At 41.6% G+C, this 24,875-nt stretch carries 23 protein-coding genes and 1 pseudogene; 3 read left to right on the forward strand and 21 right to left on the reverse strand.

The features are described 5' to 3' along the window. From pseG to ACZ9EE_RS04170, 6 genes are all read right to left on the reverse strand, one after another. Positions 1–1,092, reverse strand: a complete 1,092-nt coding sequence (pseG, locus tag ACZ9EE_RS04145) for a UDP-2,4-diacetamido-2,4,6-trideoxy-beta-L-altropyranose hydrolase (RefSeq protein WP_476025414.1) — start codon at positions 1,090–1,092, stop codon at positions 1–3. Continuing rightward, the gene (locus ACZ9EE_RS04150; protein ID WP_476025415.1) at positions 1,089–1,835 is read right to left on the reverse strand and encodes a cytidylyltransferase domain-containing protein; all 747 of its coding nucleotides are present in this window, start codon (positions 1,833–1,835) and stop codon (positions 1,089–1,091) included. The genes pseG and ACZ9EE_RS04150 overlap by 4 nt, the downstream gene beginning before the upstream one ends. After that, positions 1,832–3,022, reverse strand: a complete 1,191-nt coding sequence (gene pseC, locus ACZ9EE_RS04155; RefSeq protein WP_476025416.1) for a UDP-4-amino-4,6-dideoxy-N-acetyl-beta-L-altrosamine transaminase — start codon at positions 3,020–3,022, stop codon at positions 1,832–1,834. Before pseC ends, ACZ9EE_RS04150 begins: the two co-directional genes overlap by 4 nt. Positions 3,023–3,040: 18 nt before the next feature. Then, a complete protein-coding gene (pseB, locus tag ACZ9EE_RS04160; RefSeq protein WP_476032849.1) occupies positions 3,041–4,006 on the reverse strand; it encodes a UDP-N-acetylglucosamine 4,6-dehydratase (inverting) in 966 nt (321 codons plus the stop codon). Between the two features lie 2 nt (positions 4,007–4,008). Continuing rightward, positions 4,009–4,992, reverse strand: coding sequence for a CgeB family protein (locus tag ACZ9EE_RS04165; RefSeq protein WP_476025417.1), 984 nt, complete (start codon positions 4,990–4,992; stop codon positions 4,009–4,011). Positions 4,993–5,603: 611 nt separating this feature from the next. Next, positions 5,604–6,164 carry a group II intron maturase-specific domain-containing protein gene (locus ACZ9EE_RS04170; RefSeq protein ID WP_476025418.1) on the reverse strand — a complete coding sequence of 187 codons (561 nt, stop codon included), beginning with the start codon at positions 6,162–6,164 and terminating at the stop codon, positions 5,604–5,606. Between the two features lie 50 nt (positions 6,165–6,214). Between ACZ9EE_RS04170 and ACZ9EE_RS04175 the strand changes: the two are divergent. From ACZ9EE_RS04175 to ACZ9EE_RS04185, 3 genes and pseudogenes are all read left to right on the forward strand, one after another. Beyond that, positions 6,215–6,526, forward strand: a pseudogene (locus ACZ9EE_RS04175) (transposase); the annotation flags it as partial. Between the two features lie 396 nt (positions 6,527–6,922). Continuing rightward, positions 6,923–7,744 carry a Cof-type HAD-IIB family hydrolase gene (locus ACZ9EE_RS04180; protein ID WP_476025419.1) on the forward strand — a complete coding sequence of 274 codons (822 nt, stop codon included), beginning with the start codon at positions 6,923–6,925 and terminating at the stop codon, positions 7,742–7,744. Between the two features lie 136 nt (positions 7,745–7,880). Beyond that, positions 7,881–8,639, forward strand: a complete 759-nt coding sequence (locus ACZ9EE_RS04185) for a hypothetical protein (RefSeq protein WP_476025420.1) — start codon at positions 7,881–7,883, stop codon at positions 8,637–8,639. A 75-nt stretch (positions 8,640–8,714) separates the two neighbouring features. Here ACZ9EE_RS04185 and ACZ9EE_RS04190 read toward each other — a convergent pair whose 3' ends face one another. The 15 genes from ACZ9EE_RS04190 to ACZ9EE_RS04260 form a co-directional block, all read right to left on the reverse strand. After that, positions 8,715–9,650: a manganese-dependent inorganic pyrophosphatase gene (locus ACZ9EE_RS04190; RefSeq protein WP_476025421.1), complete on the reverse strand. Its 936-nt coding sequence runs from the start codon at positions 9,648–9,650 to the stop codon at positions 8,715–8,717. 157 nt (positions 9,651–9,807) lie between these two features. Next, the gene (locus ACZ9EE_RS04195; RefSeq protein WP_476025422.1) at positions 9,808–11,016 is read right to left on the reverse strand and encodes an iron-containing alcohol dehydrogenase; all 1,209 of its coding nucleotides are present in this window, start codon (positions 11,014–11,016) and stop codon (positions 9,808–9,810) included. A 19-nt stretch (positions 11,017–11,035) separates the two neighbouring features. Beyond that, a complete protein-coding gene (locus tag ACZ9EE_RS04200) occupies positions 11,036–12,559 on the reverse strand; it encodes an aldehyde dehydrogenase family protein (protein WP_476025423.1) in 1,524 nt (507 codons plus the stop codon). A 245-nt stretch (positions 12,560–12,804) separates the two neighbouring features. Continuing rightward, positions 12,805–13,698 (reverse strand): R2-like ligand-binding oxidase, encoded by an 894-nt coding sequence (locus ACZ9EE_RS04205; protein WP_476025424.1) that lies wholly within the window; start codon positions 13,696–13,698, stop codon positions 12,805–12,807. Between the two features lie 25 nt (positions 13,699–13,723). Then, positions 13,724–14,197, reverse strand: a complete 474-nt coding sequence (locus tag ACZ9EE_RS04210) for a class I adenylate-forming enzyme family protein (protein WP_476025425.1) — start codon at positions 14,195–14,197, stop codon at positions 13,724–13,726. Continuing rightward, a complete protein-coding gene (locus tag ACZ9EE_RS04215) occupies positions 14,190–15,242 on the reverse strand; it encodes an AMP-binding protein (protein WP_476025426.1) in 1,053 nt (350 codons plus the stop codon). Before ACZ9EE_RS04215 ends, ACZ9EE_RS04210 begins: the two co-directional genes overlap by 8 nt. A 34-nt stretch (positions 15,243–15,276) precedes the next feature. Next, positions 15,277–16,221 (reverse strand): MBL fold metallo-hydrolase, encoded by a 945-nt coding sequence (locus tag ACZ9EE_RS04220; RefSeq protein WP_476025427.1) that lies wholly within the window; start codon positions 16,219–16,221, stop codon positions 15,277–15,279. A gap of 174 nt (positions 16,222–16,395) precedes the next feature. Next, a complete protein-coding gene (locus ACZ9EE_RS04225) occupies positions 16,396–17,610 on the reverse strand; it encodes an ABC transporter substrate-binding protein (protein ID WP_476025428.1) in 1,215 nt (404 codons plus the stop codon). 113 nt (positions 17,611–17,723) lie between these two features. Continuing rightward, positions 17,724–18,431, reverse strand: a complete 708-nt coding sequence (locus tag ACZ9EE_RS04230; RefSeq protein WP_476025429.1) for an ABC transporter ATP-binding protein — start codon at positions 18,429–18,431, stop codon at positions 17,724–17,726. Further along, the gene (locus ACZ9EE_RS04235; protein ID WP_476025430.1) at positions 18,424–19,191 is read right to left on the reverse strand and encodes an ABC transporter ATP-binding protein; all 768 of its coding nucleotides are present in this window, start codon (positions 19,189–19,191) and stop codon (positions 18,424–18,426) included. Before ACZ9EE_RS04235 ends, ACZ9EE_RS04230 begins: the two co-directional genes overlap by 8 nt. A gap of 1 nt (position 19,192) precedes the next feature. Next, the gene (locus ACZ9EE_RS04240; RefSeq protein ID WP_476025431.1) at positions 19,193–20,212 is read right to left on the reverse strand and encodes a branched-chain amino acid ABC transporter permease; all 1,020 of its coding nucleotides are present in this window, start codon (positions 20,210–20,212) and stop codon (positions 19,193–19,195) included. Then, the gene (locus ACZ9EE_RS04245; RefSeq protein WP_476025432.1) at positions 20,209–21,075 is read right to left on the reverse strand and encodes a branched-chain amino acid ABC transporter permease; all 867 of its coding nucleotides are present in this window, start codon (positions 21,073–21,075) and stop codon (positions 20,209–20,211) included. The genes ACZ9EE_RS04240 and ACZ9EE_RS04245 overlap by 4 nt, the downstream gene beginning before the upstream one ends. An 85-nt stretch (positions 21,076–21,160) precedes the next feature. Further along, the gene (locus ACZ9EE_RS04250; RefSeq protein WP_476025433.1) at positions 21,161–22,828 is read right to left on the reverse strand and encodes a long-chain fatty acid--CoA ligase; all 1,668 of its coding nucleotides are present in this window, start codon (positions 22,826–22,828) and stop codon (positions 21,161–21,163) included. 20 nt (positions 22,829–22,848) lie between these two features. After that, complete coding sequence (locus ACZ9EE_RS04255; RefSeq protein WP_476025434.1) at positions 22,849–23,430, reverse strand: TetR/AcrR family transcriptional regulator; 582 nt, start codon at positions 23,428–23,430, stop codon at positions 22,849–22,851. A gap of 87 nt (positions 23,431–23,517) precedes the next feature. Then, on the reverse strand, positions 23,518–24,687 hold the full coding sequence (locus tag ACZ9EE_RS04260) for a thiolase family protein (protein WP_476025435.1): 1,170 nt from the start codon (positions 24,685–24,687) through the stop codon (positions 23,518–23,520). Positions 24,688–24,875 lie beyond the last annotated feature (188 nt).

Below are 24,875 nucleotides of genomic sequence, written 5' to 3' on the forward strand. Positions count from 1 at the left end.
CTATTCACCTAAATTCAGAATGTTCTTTATCATTTGTTTGTGATGATCCAAATTACCTTTCATCAATAAAAAACCCGCACTGGACATATTTGTACGTTCTTGTTCATTTTCAATCATCTCGTTGAGCTTCTTTATTACATTTTCTTGTTTAACTAAATCGCAATCCCCTAAGTATTTTATGACGTTTTTTCTTCCAAGCTCCTTACAAATTTCTTTCTGATTTTCCGCAATGCTCCATACAATGGTTGGTAAACCAAGATAACATCGTTCCCATGTGGCCGAACCTCCAGCACCAATCGATAGATCTGCAAGATGCATGATTCTGGCCATATTATTTATTTGCACATGAAAGTTCAGATTAGGATACTGATTGCAAAGTTCTTTCAACTTGATTTTATGTGTGTTTGATCGACCAACAACTACATCGACCTGGATCTCTTCCCGTCCTAATTCTAAAAAGGCAGCAAGTGCTTTTCCCGTTTCATTGGTAGGGTCCACACCGCCAAAAAAAATAAATATTCTTTTAACAGGACCTGTTCGGAGCCTCGAGTGGACTCCTTGCTCGTAAAATTCAGGTCTCAACAACACATAGTTAGGACCAAGGAATGTGGTGCAATGTGCGGGTACGAGTAAATTATATTTATTAGGATTATCCAGAACAGTTGGGTCACATAAAAGGTCGCAATCGTGTTTCCGGTCTGCTAAATCATCGATAACCATTATTCGACGGACGATATCCCTTTGAATGTGTTCCCATTCATAGTGAATAGCATAATGATCAATAATCAGTAAATCCACCGAGTATCTTTGTAGTAATTGTTTGGTCTGAATGGCATCCTCTTCTAATGGAGCACCAAGCCAATGGGAATGTGGAGACGATGATTGTATTTGACCATTACGTAAAGGAGCAGGTAGTTTTAATACATTGAACCCCTTCTCTTCGATTAAATTGCATAAATGCCCGACATGTTCCCTGCAGATAAACGTTGCAGTGACACCATGTTCGCGTAATTTTTCTGCAAGTGTTAAGCATCTCATTACATGTCCTGATCCTATTTCGTTAGAAGCATCTACACGAAACACTACATTCATATCACATCATCTAATTTCTTTTGTTCGACATGGGCATTTATTAACGCCCACTCCGGTTTTTCCTGTAATAAACTAGATATCTCTTCAAGTTTGGCTGATTCAACCTGCTTATCATGTAGATAATGGATCACATTTTTAATTAATTGAAAGTCTTCCTCTGTATCAACAGTCAACCGATAATGACTTAAATCAATTGTATTCTTCACATTGCCTAGGTTAAATTTTTCTGGATGAAGGTAAAAATACGGTGTCACATGTTCACGATCGCTTGGACTTATTGCTTTCTCATGGGCCTCATTTAAGGCCTTCATTGAAAACACCTCTACGTCAAAACCCCGTGGAAAGGTTCTTTCTATCGTATTCGAAACGTAATCATATTGGTTCCTCTTTGATAAGAATGCGGCAATGATTGCATCGATTATGGCAGGATCCATTAATGGACAATCTGATGTTAGACGGACCACAACTGTTGCTTCATACTTCTTCGCAGCTCCCCAGTATCTAGACAAAACGTCTTGTTCGGAACCACGGAAAAAGGCAACAGAAAGCCTATTACATAAATCGATAATAGGCTGTTCTAAATCATTATTCGAAGTGGCTATCACCAGTTCCTGAATAAACCTTGACCTTCTTACTCTATCAATTTGATATTCAAGCAATGGTTTACCTAAGACTTCTTTCATGACCTTTCCAGGTAGTCTCTTAGATCCCATTCTTGCTTGAATAATGCATACCACTTTCAAAGAATCACCTCCTTAAATTTTCTGTATTGGTTAAGCACTTTCTCTACCGCATCAATAACGTCTCTTACATCCTTTTCCTTCATTGCAGGGAAAAGTGGCAGCGTAATAAATTCTTCATACAGCTTTTCAGCCTTTGGACACAGTCCTGGTGTGTATCCCAGCCCTCGATAATAGGGCAATAAATAAACAGGAATGTAATGTACGTTTACTCCGATATTTTCTTTGAGTAAAGCATTAAAAATATCTTCCCTCGTTCCCGTTAATTGATCCAATTTTAGTCGTAGAATGTATAAATGCCAACTTGAACTGCTATTAGGATCTTGATAAGGAATTTTAACTAAAGAGTTATACTTGAAAGCTTCATTATACATAGAACTGTATTTCCTTCTTAGCTCTAAAAAACAATTTATTTTGTTCAATTGACTAAGACCCAGTGCTGCTTGAATATCTGTTAAACGGTAGTTAAAACCCAGGAACTGCATTTCGTAATACCAGGGTCCTTGTTTCTCCGTTAGTTTACTAGGTTCTCTTGTAATACCATGTGAACGAAATTGCAAGAGCTGTTCATAGTAATCTCTGTTATTGGTGGTAACCATTCCTCCCTCACCAGATGTAATATGCTTGACTGGATGAAAGCTGAACATGGTCATGTCGCTAAACGATCCCACCTTATTGCCCTTATAGCTGGCACCAAGTGCATGGGCGGCATCCTCAATTACCACAAGATCATATTTTCTGGCAATTGCAGTGATTTCGTCCCAGCTAGCTGGTTGACCTGTAAAATCAACAGGGATGATCGCTTTCGTTTTATTCGTAATCTTTTTTTCAATTTCTTTAGGATCTATGTTATAGGTTTCTTCGTCAACATCTGCAAATACGGGCTTACCACCTTGATATAAGACACAGTTTGCACTTGCCGCAAACGTAAGAGGGCTGGTTATCACTTCATCTCCATCAACGATCCCGGCTGCAAAGCAAGCACCATGCAACGCAGCCGTACCATTGGCAAAACTCACGGCATATTTTGCTCCTGCATAATCGGCTATAGCTTGTTCAAATTGAGAAATGAAGGGGCCTGTTGTTAGATAATCTCCTTTTAAAACCATTGTGACCGCCTCAATATCATCGTCATCAATCCACTGGCGTCCGTAGGGGAGAAAAGTATCCCGAATAGGTTTATGTTCCACCCATAGTCCTCCTTCCGTCTAATATTCGTTTACTAAGCGACGCAGTTCATTCACTGTAAGCCACTCACTATTCGTATTACTTACATAACTGAACCCATTTGGTAAGAGGGCTCCATCTTTTATGTCTTTTGTATCCCACCAAGAGAATTCCGGTTGGATAACATAGTAGCTACCATAGTCTAATGTACGGCGTGCATCATCTTCCGTGATCATGGTCTCATGCAGTTTCTCTCCCGGGCGAATCCCTATGATTTCAACTTTACAATCGGGTGCAAGAGCAGTGGCTAAATCCGTTACTTTCATGCTTGGGATTTTGGGCACGAAAATTTCTCCTCCCCTCATCCTTCCCAGGTTATCAATGACAAACTGTACCCCCTGATCCAAGGTTATCCAAAAACGGGTCATTCTTTCATCCGTAATGGGGATGACCCCTGTTTCTTTTACCCTTTTAAAAAATGGAACCACACTGCCGCGACTTCCTACAACATTCCCATACCTCACTACCGCAAAACGAGTCTTCTTAGAGCCACAATAAGAATTTGCTGCAACAAATAATTTATCAGATGCTAATTTTGTTGCCCCATAAAGGTTTACTGGGTTGGCAGCTTTATCGGTACTTAACGCAATTACTTTTTCCACGCCTCGATCAATAGCCGCATCGATAATATTCTGAGCGCCTAAAATATTCGTCTTGATTGCTTCAAAGGGATTGTATTCGCAAACCCCAACATGTTTTAATGCAGCGGCATGGACAACGATATCAACACCTTCAAACGCACGCAATAGTCTCTCTTTGTCACGAACATCTCCAATAAAGAAGCGCATTCTCGGATCGGTATACTCCTGTGCCATTTCATATTGTTTTAATTCATCCCTGCTAAAAACAATCACTTTTTTCACATCTGTTTCTAGAGCTCTACTGACAAATTTCTTCCCAAATGATCCAGTACCACCTGTTACGAGAATCGTTTTGTCTTTCAGAATAGTCAAATTTTATCTTCTCTCCCTTCAATTATGTTAATCATTCGTTGGATTCTATGAGAAAAGGTATGACAGTTCAGGGCTCTCTCCTTTGCTTTATTACTATAATCAGCCCTTTTCCCCTCGCCATTATTTAAAAATTTATGAATTAAATTTTTGCAATCCTCATCCGTAGAATAGGTTATTATTTCATTTTTCGTGTCGAAGTGTTCACCTATATCAGGTCTTGCTGAAAGTAGTTGAAACCCGCCACTAGCAGCTATATCAAAGGTGCGGTTGTTGATACTCTTATTTTCAATCCCAAGCGTATTTATATTTTTGTGAAAATTAAAAGATCGATGGCTATTCAAAATAATCTTAGAAGAATGATATACTTGGTTAACTAAACTGGGCTCAATCCATTTATTGATTACAGTCATTCTCTCTGAATGTCCACTTTTTATAAATCTTCTCCAAAAAGGTCCAGCTAAAATTAACTTATGCCTTGTTTGTTCTAAAAGATAATTCGCAAGTTGGACTCGTTCAGGATATGGATAACCGACTAAACACAAATCATAAAAATAATGATTGTTGGATTTAGGAGGAAAGTATATAGAAGGGTCTGTGCCTAAGGGAAGATGAATTATATTTTTGGCTGGAAGTATTTGTTTGTAATATTCATAAGCACCTAAATCGATCGTAAAGATATAGTGAAATTCTTCAGCTAGGCTTATAGACTTGTCTATATAGAATGGATCTTCTGTAAACCAAATGCCAAGAATATGTCCTTTTTTCTTCAAATTATGCAGTAATTCCATTTGAATTTTATATCCTACAAAGACAAGGACAAAATCGGGTTCAAAGCTTTCAATTAATTCAATGGTTTCTTCATTAATTTTTGGATTAATTGTTTTAATGCTATGTCCCAATGAAATAAACGTATGTTGAATTGATTTTTCCAAATAAGGATATAGCCCTGAATATCCAGATAGAACAAATAATACTTTCATTCATATTGCATCCTCATGTAAAATTTATTTAATCATTATTTCTGCTTATATCTTTCTTACTCCCATTTAAAATTTTTATATTTTATTAGGAAGGCAGTAATCGAGTGAAAAGAAGTGAATTTACTGCCTTCCTTTTTGTGTTAGCTAGATGACGATGACGATTCCGATGACGATTCCAATGACGATTCCGATTCCGATTGAACAGTTGCAATCATGACGTCTTTAGATCTAACGATTGTAAGGTTTTGAGCAATAAAAGGTGAAAGGACTTCTGTTTCTCTTAGAACTATTAAACAATTAGTTGAGTCAGCCAATTCTCCGGAGAGAACTTGTCCGTTATAAAGCGTCAATGTTACCTCATTCCCTACAAAGTCATCGAGATAGCGATAAATCGGATCAGAGCATTTATTCTTTTTATCCCCCAATAAATACATCTCCTTTCAAAATAGATTACAAGCTAATATATTCTCTTTATAGGAAAGTGACAGGGCATTTCCAATGAATCATTAAAAATAAAAAGCAGCCTGCAGATCGAGGAGAGGGAAAATAATTTAATTATTTCCGCCCCTCTTCCACTACCGTTCGTACGGTTCCGTATACGGCGGTTCAATTTATATTACAGTGTGTACTTTTAGATAATGTTCTAAAGCAGAGGGAAGTCCCCTCTGCTTTAGTCTTTTGTTTGAGATTGCTCTTTGAACAACTTTCGATAGTCCGATGTACCGGTAACCTTTCCGACAGAAAGTTAATCCTTTCGCATCTTCCTCTGGTATTCCGAGTTGAACAAGAGATTTGATTCGTTTCCTTGATACCTTCCATTGCTTCCAGATGATAACTCTAATTCTGGAGCGAAGCTTCTTATCTATCTCAGTCATCGCTTTTTTCATATTCGAGATTCTAAAGTAATTAACCCACCCAAGTGTGACTTGTTTTAGTTTTAAAATTGGGTAGTCCAGTGGAACACTCCAATTTCGCTTTGTTAATTTACGAAGCTTCCTTTGAAATTTTCGTATTGAGGTGAAATGGGGTTTTACTTGGTATTTCTCATTCTTAGAATCGTAATAATATCCAAAACCTAAGAACTTCAAATCTTTCGGACGGGAGATTTTACTCTTGTCTACATTGACTATTAACCCTAATTTATTTTCTATGAATCTCACGATTGATTCCATCACTCTACTCGCTGCTTTCACTCTTCACGAAGATTAGAGCGTCATCCGCGTACAGAACCACTATACATTCAGATCAGGGCTGGCATTATCAACATCATAAATGGGTAAGAACACTCAAGGAAAACAAGGTGTTCCAGAGTATGTCGCGAAAAGGAAACTGTTTAGATAATTCCCCCATGGAGAATTTTTTCGGGATACTAAAACAAGAAATGTATTACGGAGAACCACTGTGCTGATTTGAGGAATTAGAAAAAAGAATTAAAGAATATATCGATTATTATAATAACAAACGCATAAAGAAAAAATTGGCAGGTATGAGTCCGGTTCAATACCGTACCTATACCAGCCAATTAGCTGCTTAATATAAAACTCTAAATTTTTCGGGGTCACCTCATGATCTCCACCTTTTTATTTTTCTATCCTTTTTATACCCGCCCAAGCCAGCAGAAACATCAATCTTTCCTACTTAACCCTACGAAATGCCCTTCTCTCGGCATATTCTGAGCAAGGTATACAAACCTTTACCTCTTCCCCCTTATCGTTGATATATTTCCTTAATGGACTGACTTTTCGATTACAAATGACACACTTATTTTTAAAAATATTAAATAAAAACACTGTTTTTCACCTTCATTATGTTTCGGATTTCCTATAGTTTATTAAATAAAGTCTTAATTGGATTCATTTGTAATGAGTATTTTTCCTGGATTTATAGTAAGATTGGTTAAGAATCAAAGTATAGAAAGGACACATCCAACATGTCATATAAAATGATTGTACTAGATTTAGATGATACATTACTCCAAGACGACCACACCATTTCTCCTCGTACGAAACAAGCGTTAATGGATGCTCAAAAATTAGGGGTTAAGGTTGTATTAGCTTCTGGCCGTCCAACAAAAGCCATGTATGATATTGCCGATGAGCTAAACCTGAAGGATTATGGCAGCTTCATTCTTTCCTTCAATGGTGCAAAAATAACGAACTGTCAAACAGGTGAAGAACTTTTTAGCAGCACCTTGTCACCTGAGATCGCACACCGATTATATGAACTAAGCCGCCGTGAGGACGTATGGATTCATACCTATGTGGGCGATTTAATTGTTACCGAGGCGGGAAATCAATATACCAATATAGAAGCTGAAATTACCGGCTTGGATGTTGCTGAGGTCGACAGTTTTGTAGAGTCTGTCAATGAACCGGTTGTGAAGGTATTAATGGTGGACGATCCTGATAAACTTGTCGAAGTAGAGAAAAAGCTTCAGCAAGAATTAGCTGAAGAACTAAGTGTGATGCGTTCGAAGCCATTCTTTTTGGAATTTACCGAAAAAGGTGTCACAAAAGGTACCAGCTTACATCAGTTAATCGGACAACTTGGCATTACACGTGAAGAAGTCATTGCCATCGGCGACAGCTACAACGATTTAGCCATGATTGAGTTCGCTGGACTTGGTGTCGCTATGGGCAATGCCCCACAAGATATTAAGGAAAAAGCCAATTATGTAACAGACACGAATATGAAAGATGGAGTAGCAAAAGTAGTTGAAAAATTCGTTTTGAATACAACGGTGTTAATTTGAGTTCAAACGCTTGGATATTCCAAGCGTTTTTTGTTTATCCTCCCTTCAACACTGTGCTTTAGCCCAATCCTGTCCCCTGATTTGATATTTTTGCATAAACTATCCCAAGCAAAAATAATAAAAGGCGGAGAGAGGTATGGGACTATTCATCAATAAGCAAGCACATCCGAATTTATACAAAAATAGCAGGCAATTGTCTGAATCAAATCAAGTGGTTTCACGGCAGGATCTCCTCACAGAAATCATGAAAGAGCAACAAAAAGCCAATATCGCTTTGAATCAGGCATTAGCCGAACTGCAGCTTCGTTACCAGCAGCAGACAGATGCTCAAAATACTCATTGGCAACAGGTAGACTATCAGCTGAATGATTTAAAGCACAGTTCTCTAAGGCAGCATAAATTCGAAAACGAGATGGTAACCAATTTACATTCCCTGCATGAGAAGAATGTCCAATTAGAGGGTATGGTTGAAAAGGAAACACAGGCAAGAGAATCCCTGACGAAACAAATTAGTAAAATTAGTAAAACTTGTGACCATATTGCGGATCGATTAGAGAAGAATGAAGAAACACAACAGCAGCTCACCCAGCAAATGAACGAACAGCTAGAAATGCAAAAACAGGCAGCAGAAAAATTAACGAAACAAGAAGACGTTCACGGCGGGATATTAGAGCGGCTCGACCATCAGGATGCTTTGTTAGATAAATTAGCCCGCCAGCTAAACCATGTCCGTTCTATCTTGTTTGAGCGAACCAATTATTTGGCAGGTAAAATCGACGAAGGCTACAAGCTCACCTCTTCTTATGTGTATAAATTAATGACCGGCTCCGAACAGCCGCTCACGTTCTTCCTCATGAATCATAAGAAAGAGGAAAATCAGGAAAAAGTTGATTAATATAAAGAAGGTTCACAGCTTTAATGGCTGTGAACCTTCTTTTATAACCGTCCAAGCGGATGATTTTACCCTCTATTAAATACCTTCGTTAAAGATATTTGTTAATACAGGAACGATTTGTTTTTTACGTGATACAACGCCCTTTAAGGTTGCTGTATTATTTTCTAGCGTTACATTGTAGGCTTTTTCAACGGCTGCTGTTTTGCTTCCGATTGCTAAACCAACAGAATCATTTGTTAAGATATCTGTAACAACAAACAAGAATAAATCTAAGTTCTTTTCTGCCACGATGCTGGAAATGGCCGCTTCTAATTCAGCTTGGCGTTCTAGAACATCAGCCGTGTCCACAACGTTCACTTGTGCAATTTCAACTTTGCTTGAACCCATTTCGAATTCTTTAGCATCAAGGCTTAAAAGGTCAGCAATCGTTTTATCACGAACGTCCGCACCTGCTTTTAACATTTCCAAACCATACGTTTCAGCATCTACACCGGCAATGGCAGCCAATTCTTTTGCTGCTGCAACATCTTCAGGTGTGCAAGTTGGTGATTTGAATAATAAAGAGTCGGAAATGATCGCAGATAACATAAGACCAGCGATTTCTTTCTTAATTTCCTTACCGTTTTCTTTATACATTTTGTTTAAAATCGTTGCCGTACAGCCAACAGGCTCGCAGCGGTAGTATAAAGGATCGCTTGTTTCAAAGTTAGCGATACGGTGGTGGTCGATAACCTCTAATACACGCACATCTGCAATATCATTTGCACTTTGCTGGCGCTCGTTGTGGTCAACCAAGATGACTGAATTTACTTCAGAAGCAACGGCCTCCACTAAACGTGGAACTTCAGCGTTGAAGGTTGTCAGTGCAAATTGCGTTTCGCCATTAATTTGACCGAGACGAACTGGTTCAACATCATAGCCTAATTGTTTTTTCAAATCTGCATATGCAATTGCGGAACAAATGGTATCGGTGTCGGGATTTTTATGACCGAAAATAAGTACTTTTTCCATTTTTACTACTCCTGACTATCAAAATTTTATGTAGATCAATCCTAAACTAAAATGACCCTATTTGAAATTATATATCAAGATGTTTGAGGATACAAAGCAAAAAATACAAAAAGAAACAAAGGCTTTCTTCCTAAGTGCCTTTGTTTCTCATTATTCCTTACTTTACAGTCACAGGGACAACCCTCTGTCCGATAGCTGCTATTAATTCTGGCGGCATTGGGTAACTGAGCGCTGCAGGATCCTTCATAACCGCCGGAATTGTGGCAGCTAATGCCTCTTCACTTATATTATATTGCTTGAAGTCGGCAGGCAGTCCGACGCTTTGCTGTAACATTCTGATTTTTTCAATCACTTGGGCAAGTGCTTTTTCTGGTGTATCATCCTTCACATCGACATCCAATGCCTGAGCCAGTTCAGCAGCCTTTGGTAAATATAGCTGCGGAGCAAGTTCCATAACGACTGGTAAAAAGACGGCATTCGCCAGTCCGTGCGGGATCCGGAACAAGGCACCATAGGCATGGGCCATATTATGAACAGGAATCGCATTAAGAGCAAAGCTGAAAGCGGTAATCCCCATTAAACTTGCCTGAAGCAAATCCATTCGGGCATCTACATTGCCTCCGTCGTCTACAGCCACGGGAAGATTTTTTTCAATTAGACGAATCGCGTGCAGGGCATAGGCATCTGTAAGACCTGTTGCCGTTGGTGAAGCGAGAGCTTCAATCGCATGTGTTAAAGCATCAAATCCGGTAAAGGCCGTAATCAGCGGCGGGAGACCAACGGTTAAATCCGGATCCAAGATGGCCATATCCGCATTGATAAACGGATTAATAATGTTCGTCTTCATTTGAATGTCTTCATTAAAAATAACCGCAATCGGCGAAACTTCCGATCCAGTACCCGCGGTTGTCGGAATGGCGATATGCGGGATGGGAATAAAATTTGCTTTCGGAAATTGCTCATATAATAAACCGCCTGGGATGGCCTCTTTTATATCCGATAAGCCTTTATGCAGCGCATATTTGACCCCTTTGACCGTATCTAGTACACTACCGCCGCCCACAGCTAGTAAACTATCTGCGCCTACTTCCTTAGCATAACGGACCGCATCATTGATACAGCGGCTTTCGGCATCCTGAGCAATGTCCAAATAAGTGCCGACAAGCTGCGGACCAGACCCATGTCCAGTCAATTCAAAAATCGAGGCTACTTTTTCGACGATTCCTGCCTTTTCCAAACCGCGGTCGCTTAAGAGGAGAACCCGCTTGGCTCCAAGTCCGGCAAATAAACTCGGCACCATCGCCCGTGAATTTGATCCGCTGTAAATACCAGTACGTAACATAAACTGTGATAGAGTTGTTTTCATAATCTTCTTCACCTCTTCATTAGTTTTGGCCAAACAGAATTCCATACCAGCTGCGTCTATCCAATTCAGGCGACATTGATGTATGCACATGCTTTACTTGTGTATAGGCATCAAGTGAATGCTTGCCCATCTCCCGGCCGATACCGCTTTGCTTGTACCCGCCAAACGGGGCATCACTGCGGAGCATATGCCAGTCGTTAATCCAAACAACACCTGCTTGAAGTTTCCTTGCGACATCATAGGCTTTATTGACATCGCGCGTCCAGACCCCGGCAGCTAAACCATAGATGGTATCATTGGCCATTTGAATCGCTTCATCGAGATCTGAATAACGAATCACACAAAGGACTGGTCCAAAAATTTCCTCTTGGGCAATTTTCATATCATTTGTAACATTGGTAAAAATGGTCGGCTCGATAAAATGACCTTGCTCACAGCCTGGAACAGTGACTGATTTCCCGCCGCAGACAAGTGTTGCTCCTTCGTCAATACCAGATTCAATATATGAAAGAATCGTTTCCTTTTGTTTTTTCGAAATCACCGGTCCGACATCTGTTGCTGGGTTGAGAGGATTGCCTAGTTTAAGTTTGCTGGCAAGGGCAACAAGACCAGCCACCACTTTATCGTAGAGTTTATCCGGTACAAATAAACGTGTACCCGATTCACACAGCTGGCCGGAGTGAAGGAAGACGCCGAAAAGGCTGCCCGGCAACGCAATATCTAAGTCTGCATCTTCTAGAAGGATATTGGGCGATTTTCCGCCAAGCTCTAGGGTAGTATTTTTAATGGTACCGGCTGCCAGCCCCATGATTCTTCTGCCTACTTCGGTTGAGCCGGTAAAGGCAACCTTATCGACCTGCGGATGGTTGACTAATGCTTCCCCTACTTCTGCACCTGGTCCGGTGACAACATTTATGACACCCGGCGGGACTACTTCCGAGATAATCTCTACTAGTTTTAATGTAGAAAGCGGGGTGTAACTGGCGGGCTTGATGACCACCGTATTCCCCATCGCAAGTGCAGGCGCAATTTTCCATGTTGCAATAACCATTGGGAGGTTCCATGGAGTAATCGCTGCACATACGCCGATTGGTTCACGCCAGATGAAGTTATGAGCAGGTCCCGGAAATGGCGGAACTGGAAGCGTTTCTGAGAAGGGATATTCTAGCGTAAAGTTGGCGAGTGTTTGAAACAAGTCAACCATTTGTAAAATATCGCTATTGCCAATCCGTCGTACTGTTCCGCCCGAACTGATTGCTTCTAAGTAAGCAAGTTCTTGGGCATGCTCGGCGATTTTATAAGAAATGGCATATAGTACTTTGGCACGGTCCTTTGGATTCATTGCTTTCCAGTCGCCCTGGTCAAAAGCGGCCCGGGCTGCTTTGACGGCACGGTCCACATCCTGTGTGGTTCCTTTTGCTACTTTTGCAACAATTTCTCCGGTTGCAGGATTGAACACATCAAAGGTTTCCCCGGTGCTTGCTTGTTCCCATTTTCCATTGATAAAGTGGGAATAGGTTTGAATGTCTAAGTTTACTGTCATGATTTACTCCTCCTCTACTAAACTTTGGTTTTTATGACGAGTCCGTTAGGAAATGAGCATCTTTAGACACAATTGAAGTTTTTTGACCGAAGCGCCCCCCTTTGACCTCTATATGGGCACAATAATCTTTTTTTTTGACCGTCGATGCCCTCTTCCTTGTCCCACCTGGCACAATTGTTTCTTTTTGTGACAGTCAACGAGCTTTTTCTACCTAAGACGGTCACAATTACCTCATCTCATACATCCTATAAGACACCTAACTCGCTATCTGTATATCTATAAATCTCTTCGATTTTTTTGCCTTTCGCCCTCGCTAATATTTCCATTCGGACAGATAACTGTTTAAGTGTAAAATTCATAACGTCATCAGGATTCCCTCCGAATGCGCTTACCTCCCTTCCTGAGATACCCTCCTGATTGAGCCTAATCGCTAATGGGGTCAATTCCCCCATCTTGGCAGCAACAAAATCAAATAGATGCGGGTGTTCACAAATTAAGCGCTGCAATAGGAATGTGCCATAGCCGATATGGCGCGACTCATCCTTCTTTAAATTCCCAATCCCTTCTAAAAGCCCTGGCATAATCCCAGCGGTTTCAAGAGCTGCATAAAAGGAAAAGTAGCCCGTTTCCGCTAAGACACCTTCAACAAACATGTTATACACCACAGATGCTTCAGCAATGGCCTCTGGGGATTGATCTGTCACAAGGCGGCCCATCGCTGCCGGCAGGATTTCATAGAAAATCTTTTGGTAGGTCTCCGTATGAAAATGGGACAAATCTCCCTTTTCGCCAATTGCATTCAATACCATCCGGAAGAACTCCGTGTGTTTTGCTTCCTCATACAAAAAGGTCGTCAAAAACATTTCTTCCTCAAGCCGGCCTTCTTTGGCAATCGCCATCATAAGCGGGAGTAAATCTAATGTAACAGCCTCCTCACCCGCTTGAAATTGAGAAATTAAGCGGAGAATATCCTCTTGCTGCTCAACCGTCATCGACTTCCAATCCTTTTGGTCCTGGGAAAAATCGATATCTGCCGGATTCCAGGTTCCTAGATGTTTTGCTTTTTGATAAAGACGATAAGGAAAGGAATCTTCCAGCAATCCCCTTGTGCTTGTGGTTAAAATCGTTCTTTTTTCCATCGTAAAATCTCCCCTCACATATGTTTTAACTAATCACAATATCAGAAGCCGTTTTGCGCAGATGAGTCTTTAAAATTTTACCGACCCCATTCCGCGGCAGTGCCTCTAGGAAAATAACTCTTCTCGGTGTTTTGTTTTTTGCAAGGTGGTCTTGACAAAATCTAATTAACTCTTCTTCCGATACCTCGTTACCAGGCTGCTTTACTACACAGGCGACCAATTCCTCCCCCATTCGTTCATCAGGAATCCCGACTACAGCGGCTTCAAACACAGCTTGATGACCATTTAAGATTTCTTCGACATCGCGCGGATAGACATTAAAACCGCCGCGAATAATCAGGTCTTTTTTCCGGTCAACGATATACACGTAGCCTTCATCATCAACCCGGGCCATGTCCCCCGTAAATAACCAGGATTCTTTTAACACTCGGTCTGTCTCTTCCTGATTTTGATAGTAGCCAGGTGTAACATTATCACCACGGACGACTAATTCACCCACCTCCGCCGGCTGGAACCTCCGCCCCGTTTTCGTTAACGATTTTGATGTCGACCCCAGGAATCGGCACACCGACAGAACCTGGTTTAATCTCGATTCGTTTACTGTGAGCGGTAACAACAGGTGCGGCCTCCGACAATCCATAGCCCTCAAGCACCTTGGCACCGAACTTTTGTTGAAAGGCATTCAAAAGGGCAACCGGCAGCGGTGCAGACCCCGATCCTACTGATTCCAGACTTGAAGTATCATAGTCGTCCGCATTCGGGAAGGAAACCATCGCATGAATCATCGCTGGCACAGCTGAGAAAGTCCGCACGCGATAGGTCTCAATCGCTTTAAAAACCTCCTTGGCATCAAAGCTGGAAAAAACAACAATTGCACTGCCGGTGAGGAAACATACGTTAGAAACTGTTAACCCGTAAACGTGGGCAAGCGGCAGGACGCCTAAGGTGGTGCCCCGCTCTGTCTCATTGTGCTTCGCAGAATTTAGAGCATTGGAAAATAAATTTTTATGGGTTAACAAAACTCCTTTAGGATTTCCTGTTGTCCCAGAAGTGTACAAGATGACCGCTGTATCGTCGGCATTACCGTCATCGACTAAATCGGTCTCGACTTGGTTCATACAATCGTAAAAGTTAGTTAGATTCTCATTTGATGGGAGATCCGTTACAATGACTGCCGGTCTTTCAGGCAAGGCTTCTACTGATTTTTCAACATTATGAAGGACATAGGAAGAGGTTATGACTGCTTTCGCTCCAGAGTTTTTGGCAATATAATGAAGTTCTTTTGGATGTAGGGTGAACATCACGGGTACGATAATGGCCCCCGCTCTCGTTATCCCCTGATAGGCAAAGAGGACTTCCGGACAGTTCGGCAGACAAACGATGACCCGGTCATCTTTTGCAATACCGATTCTTCGCAGACCGGCTGCAAACTGGTCCGCATATCGTCTGGCTTCTAGATTGGTATAGGTTCTTTCCTTGAAAAATAAGAATGGATACTCTCCAAAATCCGCTATATTTGTCTCAAGCAGATCCTTTAACTTCACGAAATCCTCTCCCTTAGTAGAATTAAGAATCTCTCTAAATAGTAAAATACTCGACGATCGATCCATTTTGTGCAAAGCTGACCTTATGTCTCACTTCCAATAAATCTAAATGACCTTGTATTTGTGATAAACCTAAAAAGATCGTCTTGCCCTTTAACCGCGGGTACATGACGGTACATATTTCAAAAATACTTTTTCTAGTATTAGCGAGAATAGCTACTATCTGTTCGCAGCGGTTTTCCTGCTCTTGTAATCTTGTTTGAATTAAATCAATGTGATTAGCAAAGGGCTCGCCATGACCCGGGTAAATGGTGTTCAGTGGAAGGCGGCTGATTTTTTCAAGGGAGTTTCGGTATTGTAATAGCGGCTTGGGCCGTTCTTCTTGGTCCAATGGCGGCGGTTCAATGAAGGCGTTGACAGAAAATGCCTTTATTAAATGGTCACCCGCGAAGGCATCCCCTGTTTTAGAATTCCACAATAATAGGTCTGATTGACTATGACCCGGAACATAAATTACTTCGAACGGTTCGCCCCCGATTGAAACTGACTCTCCTTCGTTTAGATAACGAACATTTCTCCAGTTTTCCTCCTTATAGCTGCGCTGAACGATGTGCTTAGTAGGATTGGCCCCGCATGACCACAGAAACTGCTGAAAAAACTGCTGGTCTCTATTAAACTTGTGGATACCTGTATTGATCGATCCTTTTGCCTGTTCATGGACAAAAATGGGGATATCCGTTTCCTCTTGAATGTAAGGAATGCCTCCAGCATGATCAATATGGATGTGGGTAAGGAGGATCTGGTCTAAATCATTAAAGGTAACGCCGTGTTTATGTAGTTTTGTCTTCAGTTGTTGAAAGGACTCTTTGCCGGGATTCCCTGTATCGATTAAGGTGATGGTATCGCCAATAGCTAAAAAGGCATTGACTGTTCCTTCGGCGAAGTCGGTTTCCAATACAAGGGGAATAATTTCTACCAAAAGAAGCTCCTCCCTTCTGTAATCACTATAGGCTCTATCTGCCAACAAAATTATATATGTTAATTGAACTACTAATATGATTAGGTCAAATCTGCTCCCGGCGATATAATCTCCCCCCCTCGTAGACTACTAGAGGGGGAGAAATACCAACTAATTGTTGTAACAGCCTAGCTACTATTTTGTCACCTTAATAGGAACAATTTTTCCATCTTCAATTGCGGCAACCTCTAAATCACCATCAAAACCGCCGCCGGCAAATTTACTAAATTGATAGATTCTTACATTCTCGGGTATATTACTTACTCCATCCTGCATATGCGCTTGAATCTTTTCAGCGTCATCTACCGAACCGGCAGCTTTCATTGCCTCAACAAAGATGTACGTAGCAATATAATTGAGTCCAGCTTCGGAACCTGGGTTCTCACCAAATTCTTCCTTATATTTTTTCACGAAATCAGGTATCGCCTCACTATTTTTTGATTCTACTAACGGCATAACACCAATTGAGCCGTTTAAGAGATCATAAGAACCAGTTACCGCCTTCATTTCATCAAACTTTGCCTGGTCCATAACAATAAAACCGCCTTTAAATCCAAGTTCCCTTGCCTGCTTCGCTACTTTGGCGGTTGGTTCAGAGGCACCACCAATAAATAACACATCAGGCTTTCCTTTTAAGGCATTCGTAACGGTTGTAAAGAAATCTGTTTCCTTAGCAAAATCAATCGAGCTATTGTAAACGACTTTACCGCCTTGTTTTTCCCAGTAGACCTTCAGTTTAGTAGACCAATCTTTTCCGTATTGGGAGGAGGTTGGAAGAAATGCAATCTTCTTGCCAAACTTTTTCATGGAATAGTCTGTAAATGGTTTTAAATAGCCATCATATCGAGGTGGAATGCGAACGGTCAGATTGTTGCCAACCTCTGACACCTTCGGCTCGCTTGTGTATGCTCCTATTAAAAATTTATCTTGTTGATTAAAAACCTGGAGAGCAAATACTCCGCCAGAATGCGGGGTGAAAATAATCGGTGTTTTATTTTCCTGAATAAGTCTTTTGGCATTGGCTCCGGCTTCATTTGGTAAATATTTATCGTCCAATGAAACGATATTTAATTTGTATTTTTTTCCGCCGACTTCAAATCCGCCTTCGCTATTAATCTCATCAGCCGCCATTTTCACGCCATTTAAAGTGCGCTTTCCATAGAAGGCTGCGGGCCCGCTCAGCGGCCCCGTATAACCAATGTTTACCGTTCCTGCAGCTTCTGTTTTACCGCTATCAGAACTAGATGGTTTAGTGTTAGCTGTTTGTTCATCCTTGCTGCTGCAAGCTGCCAAACTGAAAATCACGATAAAGATTACTGTCATCATTAAAAGAGACTTCATTCTTTTCATTCATTTTCCCCCTTCTACTTTTTCAATCTGACAAACAGTTAGGTGATGTAAAGTCTTCATTCCCCCCTTTTACTAGGCAGTTTATATTGCGAAATAGTCATACACCTAATTCCTTAGGCACCGATGTAAGCTTTTCTTACCTCATCATTGGCGAACAATTCTTCAGATGTGCCATGTAATACAATTGTACCGCTTTCAAAAACATACCCTTTATCGGCAATTTTTAAGGCGGCATTCGCGTTTTGTTCAGCCAAGAGAATAGTGGTGCCTTCCTGATTGATCCGCTGAATCACCTCAAACATCTGCTCGACAATCAAAGGAGCAAGCCCCACCGATGGCTCATCAAGGAGCATCAGCTTAGGTTTTGACATCAGCGTTCTCCCAATAGCGAGCATCTGCTGCTGCCCGCCGCTAAGCGAACCAGCTGCATCATTTCTTTTTTCCTTTAAAATAGGAAATAGTTCATATACATATTCAAGTGACTGTTTCAATTCCTCTTTTTTATGGCGGTGTACAAACGCACCCATTTTCAGGTTTTCCTGCACCGACATCGCCGAAAACAATTTCCTCCCTTCCGGACATTGACCGATTCCAAGCTGGACAATTTGATCTGCAGAGCGCCTATTTATTTTTCTAGAGTCAAAAACGATTTCGCCCTTAGTGGGCTTGTTAAGACCGCTAATCGTCCGAAATACTGTGCTTTTTCCGGCGCCATTTGCACCCAGCAGTACAACGATTTCCCCAGCCTTGACTTCTATATTCACATCATGAACGGCTGTAAAGCTGCCATATTTAACAGAGATATTTTTTAAACTAAGCAATGGCACTTCCCCCTAAATATGCTTTAATCACCGTTTCATTATTGCGGATTTCTTCCGGTCTGCCTTCCGCAATCTTCTCTCCGTAGTTAAGTACCATAATTTTATCGGCAATCTTCATAATCATTTGCATCTTGTGTTCAATCAAGCAAACCGTAATCCCCTTACCAGCCATTTTTTTCATTAGCTCGGCCAGCCCTTCTGTTTCATCAGGGTTGACTCCTGCCGCCGGTTCATCGAGAAAAACAATATCCGGATCGGTTGCTAAGGCTAGCGCAAATGCTGTCCGTTTTTTCTCCTCTTGTGTTAAATTACCGACTAATTTATTCACTGCATTTTTTAATTCAACAAATTCCAGCACTTCCATCGCTTTTTCACGGCATTGGGCCTCCTCCCTCTTTAAACGCGGGGTACGTAAAATGGCGTCTAAGAGGTTGGATTTAGTCCGCAGGCGGTGGCCGACAATAACATTATCTAGCACTGTTGATTTCTCAAATAGATTGGTAGTTTGAAATGTCCTGGCCACACCCAGCTCCGCTATTTTATTGGAAGGCAAACTAGAAATATCCTGCCCCTTATAAATAACCTGGCCTGAACTTGGACGATGAAATCCACTTATTAAATTGAAAAAAGTGGACTTACCTGCACCATTTGGACCAATGATGGCATTAATTTTCCCTTGTTCAATTGTAAAATCGACATTATTTACCGCGACTAAACCACCGAACCGTTTGGTTAAATTCCTTGTTTCCAAAAAATTCATCCTATCCCTCCTTAACTTGCTTTTCAGGAAGGAGCTCCGTCTGGAGATATGATTTTCCCCTTGCCCGTTCTTTCTTTGCCTTCCGATTTGTATTCCAAGTTGAAACTGCCCCGACAAGTCCGCGTGGATAAAAAATAATCAGCAATGTTAACACAGGACCAAAGATAAGCATCCTGTTCTCTTGGAAATCTTGCAGGTATTGTGAGAGCCATACAATGATCAGCGTTCCAATAATCGGACCACTCAACGTTCCGATTCCGCCTACTAATAAGTAGGTAAGTAAATCGAAGGTAATAGAAATGGAGCCTATATCCGGCCCGATGAACCGGACAAATGAAGCATAGAGGGCTCCTGACAGACCAGCAAACAAGGTGGATAAAACGAATACCGTCAATTTGTTTTTCATCGTTGATATCCCTATCGTCTGGGCCAATTCTTCGCTATTTCTTATCGCAATATAGGTTCTTCCTGATAAGGAATGAATAATTCGGTACATTACGAAGACAACCAGGAGCAGAAAAAACAGGACTAGATAATAATAGGAAACCTCGGTTTCAAAGGTAATCGGCCCAATACCCGCAGGTGCCGGTATTCCGATCAGCCCCCGAACTCCTTCCGTTAAACTTTCCCATTTATCAATCACAAGATAGATAATATATCCGAGGCAGAGTGTGTAGATGGCAAAAAAATGTTCCTTTGTCCTTAATGCGATTAATCCGACAAACAGTCCTATTAAACTCGTAATCAACAGTGATAATAGAAACGCCAGCCAGAAATTCATTCCAGCTTTAACCGTTAAGATGCCTAATGAATACGCGCCAATTGCAAAGAAACCAGCATGTGCCAATGATAGATATCCGGTATAACCCGCCAACAGGTTTAAACCGTATACACCTATCATCCAGATGAAGGATGTAGTCATGATGTGGATCAAATAATTGTTGTTAGTGAGTAGTGGAAAAATGATGGTAAGGAGAATGCATGCCATAATCATATTTCTTTTCGTCAATGCTTTTATCATGAATGGCCCCCCTTTGAAAACAGACCGGTTGGCTTGACTGTTAATATAATGACAAGGATTACGAACGCTATAATGTCCTTATAGTCGTTGGAAATATAGGTCGCCCCTAGGCTTTCACTAAAGCCTAATATATAACCGCCCACAATGGCTCCAGGGATACTTCCCATCCCCCCAAGGATGATAATTACAAAGGCTTTTAAAATAACCAGCTGACCCATTCCCGGAAATACTAGGTTAATAGGGGCTGAGAGAGAGGCAGCAATCGCCGCTAACCCACCTGAAATCATAAAGGTGAGCATTGCCACTTTGTTGGTGTTGATGCCAACAAGATTGGCTCCTTCTCGGTTTTGTGACATGGCAATGATTGTCGAGCCAGTAAAGGTCTTTTTTAAGAACAGATATAGTAGAAGCATGACCACCAGCGCCGCCACAACAATGAGGATTCGCTGCATCGTAATCGTTAATCCAAGAATGTGTACAACCTGCCCGTATGGTGTCGTCATACTTTGGTATTCAGCACCCCAATAATACTGAGCAAAAGCTTCCAAAAATAATAGAATTCCAATGGCAGCTATCTTATCATGGATGGGTGGTGCCTCCCTAAGGGGATGAAAAACTAATCGTTCCATTAATACACCGATGAGGCCAACCAAAATGATCGAGATGAAAATGGCGATCCAATAATGGAGACCGAATTTGGTCATCATCATCAGGGTTATGTATCCGCCCATCATGTATAATGCTCCGTGAGCAAAATTTGGAATATGCAAAATTCCATAAACTAACGTTAAACCAAGTGCTACAAGTGCATAAACACTTCCAATCGTTAATCCATTAAACAGCTGCTGAATAAAAATTTCCATAGCTCTCCCCCTTTGTATTATTAACAGCTTGTGAGGAGCCTTCCTAATGAGGCCTGCTCCCCACATGATGAGGAAACTATTTACGTTAATATTGCTCTTTTACTTTCTCCTCTTCCTGAAGGGTGCGCCATAAAATCTTACCGCTTGATGTCATTGGGAATTGCTTTCTAAATTCAATCTGCCTAGGGTATTTATAAGCGGCCATATGCTGTTTTGCCCATTCAATGATTTCATCCTCGTTAATTTCTCCTTCAAATCCCTCATTTAAAATAACAAACGCTTTGACGGTTTCCCCTCTTCTTGGATCAGGGACACCCACAACACATGCCTGTTGAATCGCCGGATGTTTATACAGGTAGGATTCTACTTCAGTTGGCCAAACTTTGAAACCGGAGGCATTAATCATTCTTTTTACCCGGTCTACAATAAAGAAATATCCCTCTTCGTCATAACGGCCAATATCGCCTGTTTTAAAAAACTTTTTCCTGTCTATTTCAATAAACGAGTTTCTGTTTTCGTCATCGCGGTTATAATAACCGACCATTACCTGTGGCCCGTTCACGATGATTTCACCGACTTCTCCTACTCCAAGTTCTTTCCCTGTGGCTGGTTCTATGACTCTGGCATCCACATCAAAGGACGGAATCCCAAGACATTGCATTTTCGGTCGATCAGGTGGATTGAAATGGGTCTGGGCAATGGTTTCAGATAGGCCATATCCTTCGACAAACCGTAATCCTGAAAGATTAAACAATTTATCACCAACTGCCTCAGGTAAAGCTGCGCCCCCACCTGAAATAGAGGTTAATGTAGCAATATCCTCCTTCTTCAGATTAGGATTGGCCAAAAAGTCGACGATCATTGTGGCGATTGTCACCCAATGGGTACAGCCTAAATTTTTAATCAATTCCACGGCTGTATTGCGGTTCCATCTTGTTAAAATGACCATTGTACTGCCGCTAAAAATTGGCATGTGCATACTATGAACCATACCGGTTACGTGGAAGAGCGGCAGTGTCATTAAATGAATGGCATTAGGAGTGGTTGAAGACCAGTGAAATGCCCCCACCGTGTTCGCGTTAACTGTCCGGTTTGTATGCATACAACCTTTTGGCAATCCCGTGGTTCCGGACGTGTATGGCAGGCAGGCAATGTCGTCTCCCTTGGCTGTATGTTCAGAAGGGGTTAGGTCGGCAGTAATTGCCTGATTCCATAGATAGTGTCCAGGCTGCGTAAAATTGAATCTAGGTGCTGCCACTTCTTTTGGCAGCATTTCTTCAAACCCATCACCTGCATAATCGGAATAGGCTGCGATGACCAAATTTTCTAAGGAAGTTTTCCCGAGCAGTGGACCGACACGATCGAATAATTCTTGGCCGGCTAGTGCTGTCTGGATTCCGCAATCACGCACATAATATTCTAGTTCATCAGTAACCAGCATGGGATTATTCGGGACGACAACAGCATTAGCTCTGAGAATCGCATAATAACCAATCACAAACTGCGGTGAGTTCTGCATGAAGAGCAAGACCTTATCACCGGGACGCACGCCGAGCTTGTGCTCCAGGTACCCTGCGAGCGCATTTACCTCTGCATCCAACTGCTCATATGTTATTTTGTTGCCATAGTAAAAAATTGCATCCTGATCCGGATAACGGTTTGCACTTACTTTGAGGTTGTCATACAGAGAAGTTGAGGGAACTTTTAAAGATTTAGGGATTTTAGGCCAGAATTCATAATGAAGAGTTACCATTGACATATCTCCTTATTTTTTTATTTGTAAACGCTGCCATTTTTATAAATGCCGTTTAGAATCATATTGACGAATATCTCGACAACCTGTTCCTCAGAAACCTCACCATCGGGGTTAAACCAGTAATAACTCCAATTCGTAATCCCGAGTATCCCCATTGTTATAATATCAGGAGGTAATCCTTGTTTGAATTCACCCTGCTGTATGCCATCCTCGATTAATTTTTGGGTATTTTTGCGAAACTCACTTCTTTTTTCCTTTATTTCATTGATATATTTATCGCTTAAATGCCGCATTTCTCTTGTAAAAATACGGGCACTCTGCCGCTCGGTTCTTATATTTCGAATCAACAGCCGAACAATTTCATATAGTTTTTGAGTATAAGTAGTCTTAAGGTTTAGTATGATTTTTTCCTGCTGTTGCACTAGTCGTTCGATATAGATAAGGTGGATATCCTTAAGCAGCTCTTCTTTACTGTTAAAATAATAGTAAAAGGTCCCCTTCGTCACCCCCAGCAATTGAACAATATCCTGCAAAGATGTTGATTTAAATCCATTTTGGTCAAACAACTGGATCCCTGTTTCTATTAATTTATGCTTCATAGGATTGTTCCTTTCGGCTATGCACCGGGAGGAACACCACCGTGTCCTCCTGAAAAGTGCTATTTAGGTGCCTTTTGGATAGAATAGCTATTCACGTTCAATGATGGTGGCGATTCCCTGACCGCCGCCGATACAGGCTGTTATCAGGGCAAATCGGCCTCCGGACCTCTGTAACTCATAGACTGCTTTGGTAACGAGGATTGCACCTGTTGCCCCGAGCGGGTGTCCGTGGGCAATTGCTCCGCCGTTCACATTAACCTTTTCTAAATCCATTTCTAGTTCACGGTTACAGGCTAGAACTTGGGCGGCGAAGGCTTCGTTAATTTCAATTACATCCATCTCTGCTAAAGCGAGGCCGGATTTTTTCAGCACTTTTTTAACGGCAGGTACAGGCCCAATTCCCATAATGTTCGGGTCAACTCCAGCAACAGCATAGTCGCGGATAACTGCCAGCGGTGTGAGTTTTAACGCTTCGGCCTTTTCTCTCGACATGATGACAAGGGCTGATGCTGCATCATTTAAGCCTGAGCTACTGCCTGCTGTCACTGTTCCGCCTTTTTTAAATGCGGCCGGTAGTGTTGCTAAGGCATCTAAGGTTGTTTGTGGCCTTGGATGTTCGTCTGTTTTAAACACAATCGGCTCGCCCTTTTTAACCGGGATGGTAATGGGAACGATTTGTTCATCAAAGCGACCCTCGCTCATAGCTCGAGCCATCCGCTGTTGGCTTTGATAGGCAAATTGATCTTGTTCTTCTCTGGTAATTCCGTATTTTTCAACCAGGTTTTCGGCGGTAATCCCCATTGGGGGGTCGCCAACTTCTTTTGGGGAGAGTTGCGATTTGCGAAAGCTCGGCGGCATCGGACTGTATGGTTTTTCAGGACGGTCCATTAAATACGGTGCCCGGCTCATGCTTTCAGTTCCCCCGGCAATATACACATCCCCGTCTCCTGCACGGATTGCTTGTGCGGCAAGATTGATTGCGTTGATTCCTGAGCCGCACTGTCTATCAACGGTTAGTCCCGGTAAATCGATTGATAGCCCTGTCTGTAAGGCTGTTAATCTAGCAATATTCCCTCCGCCGGAGAGGACGTTGCCAAAAATAACATCATCAATGATTTCCGGATTTATATTTGCCCTTTTTACCGCTTCCTTGATCACTTCTGCCCCAAGTATATGGGCAGGCACACTTGCTAAGGCGCCTCCTTGTCTGCCTATGGCAGTCCGGACCGCTGAAACGATGACTGCATCTCTTTTCATTTAGCTGTTCTCCCCCTTACAAGTTGTTTTGACTTCCGCCAGAATATTTTTTTATATTAACTTCTAAGCGACCTCCGAAGACCTTTTTTTCTCTTTTCCGCTCAATTAAGTAATTTTTAATAAAATTAAATCATCTCTCACAAATCGGAGTGCATGATCCTCAATTTGCACTATGTTATCCGCAAATT

This window comes from Bacillus sp. URHA0034, assembly GCF_056280405.1.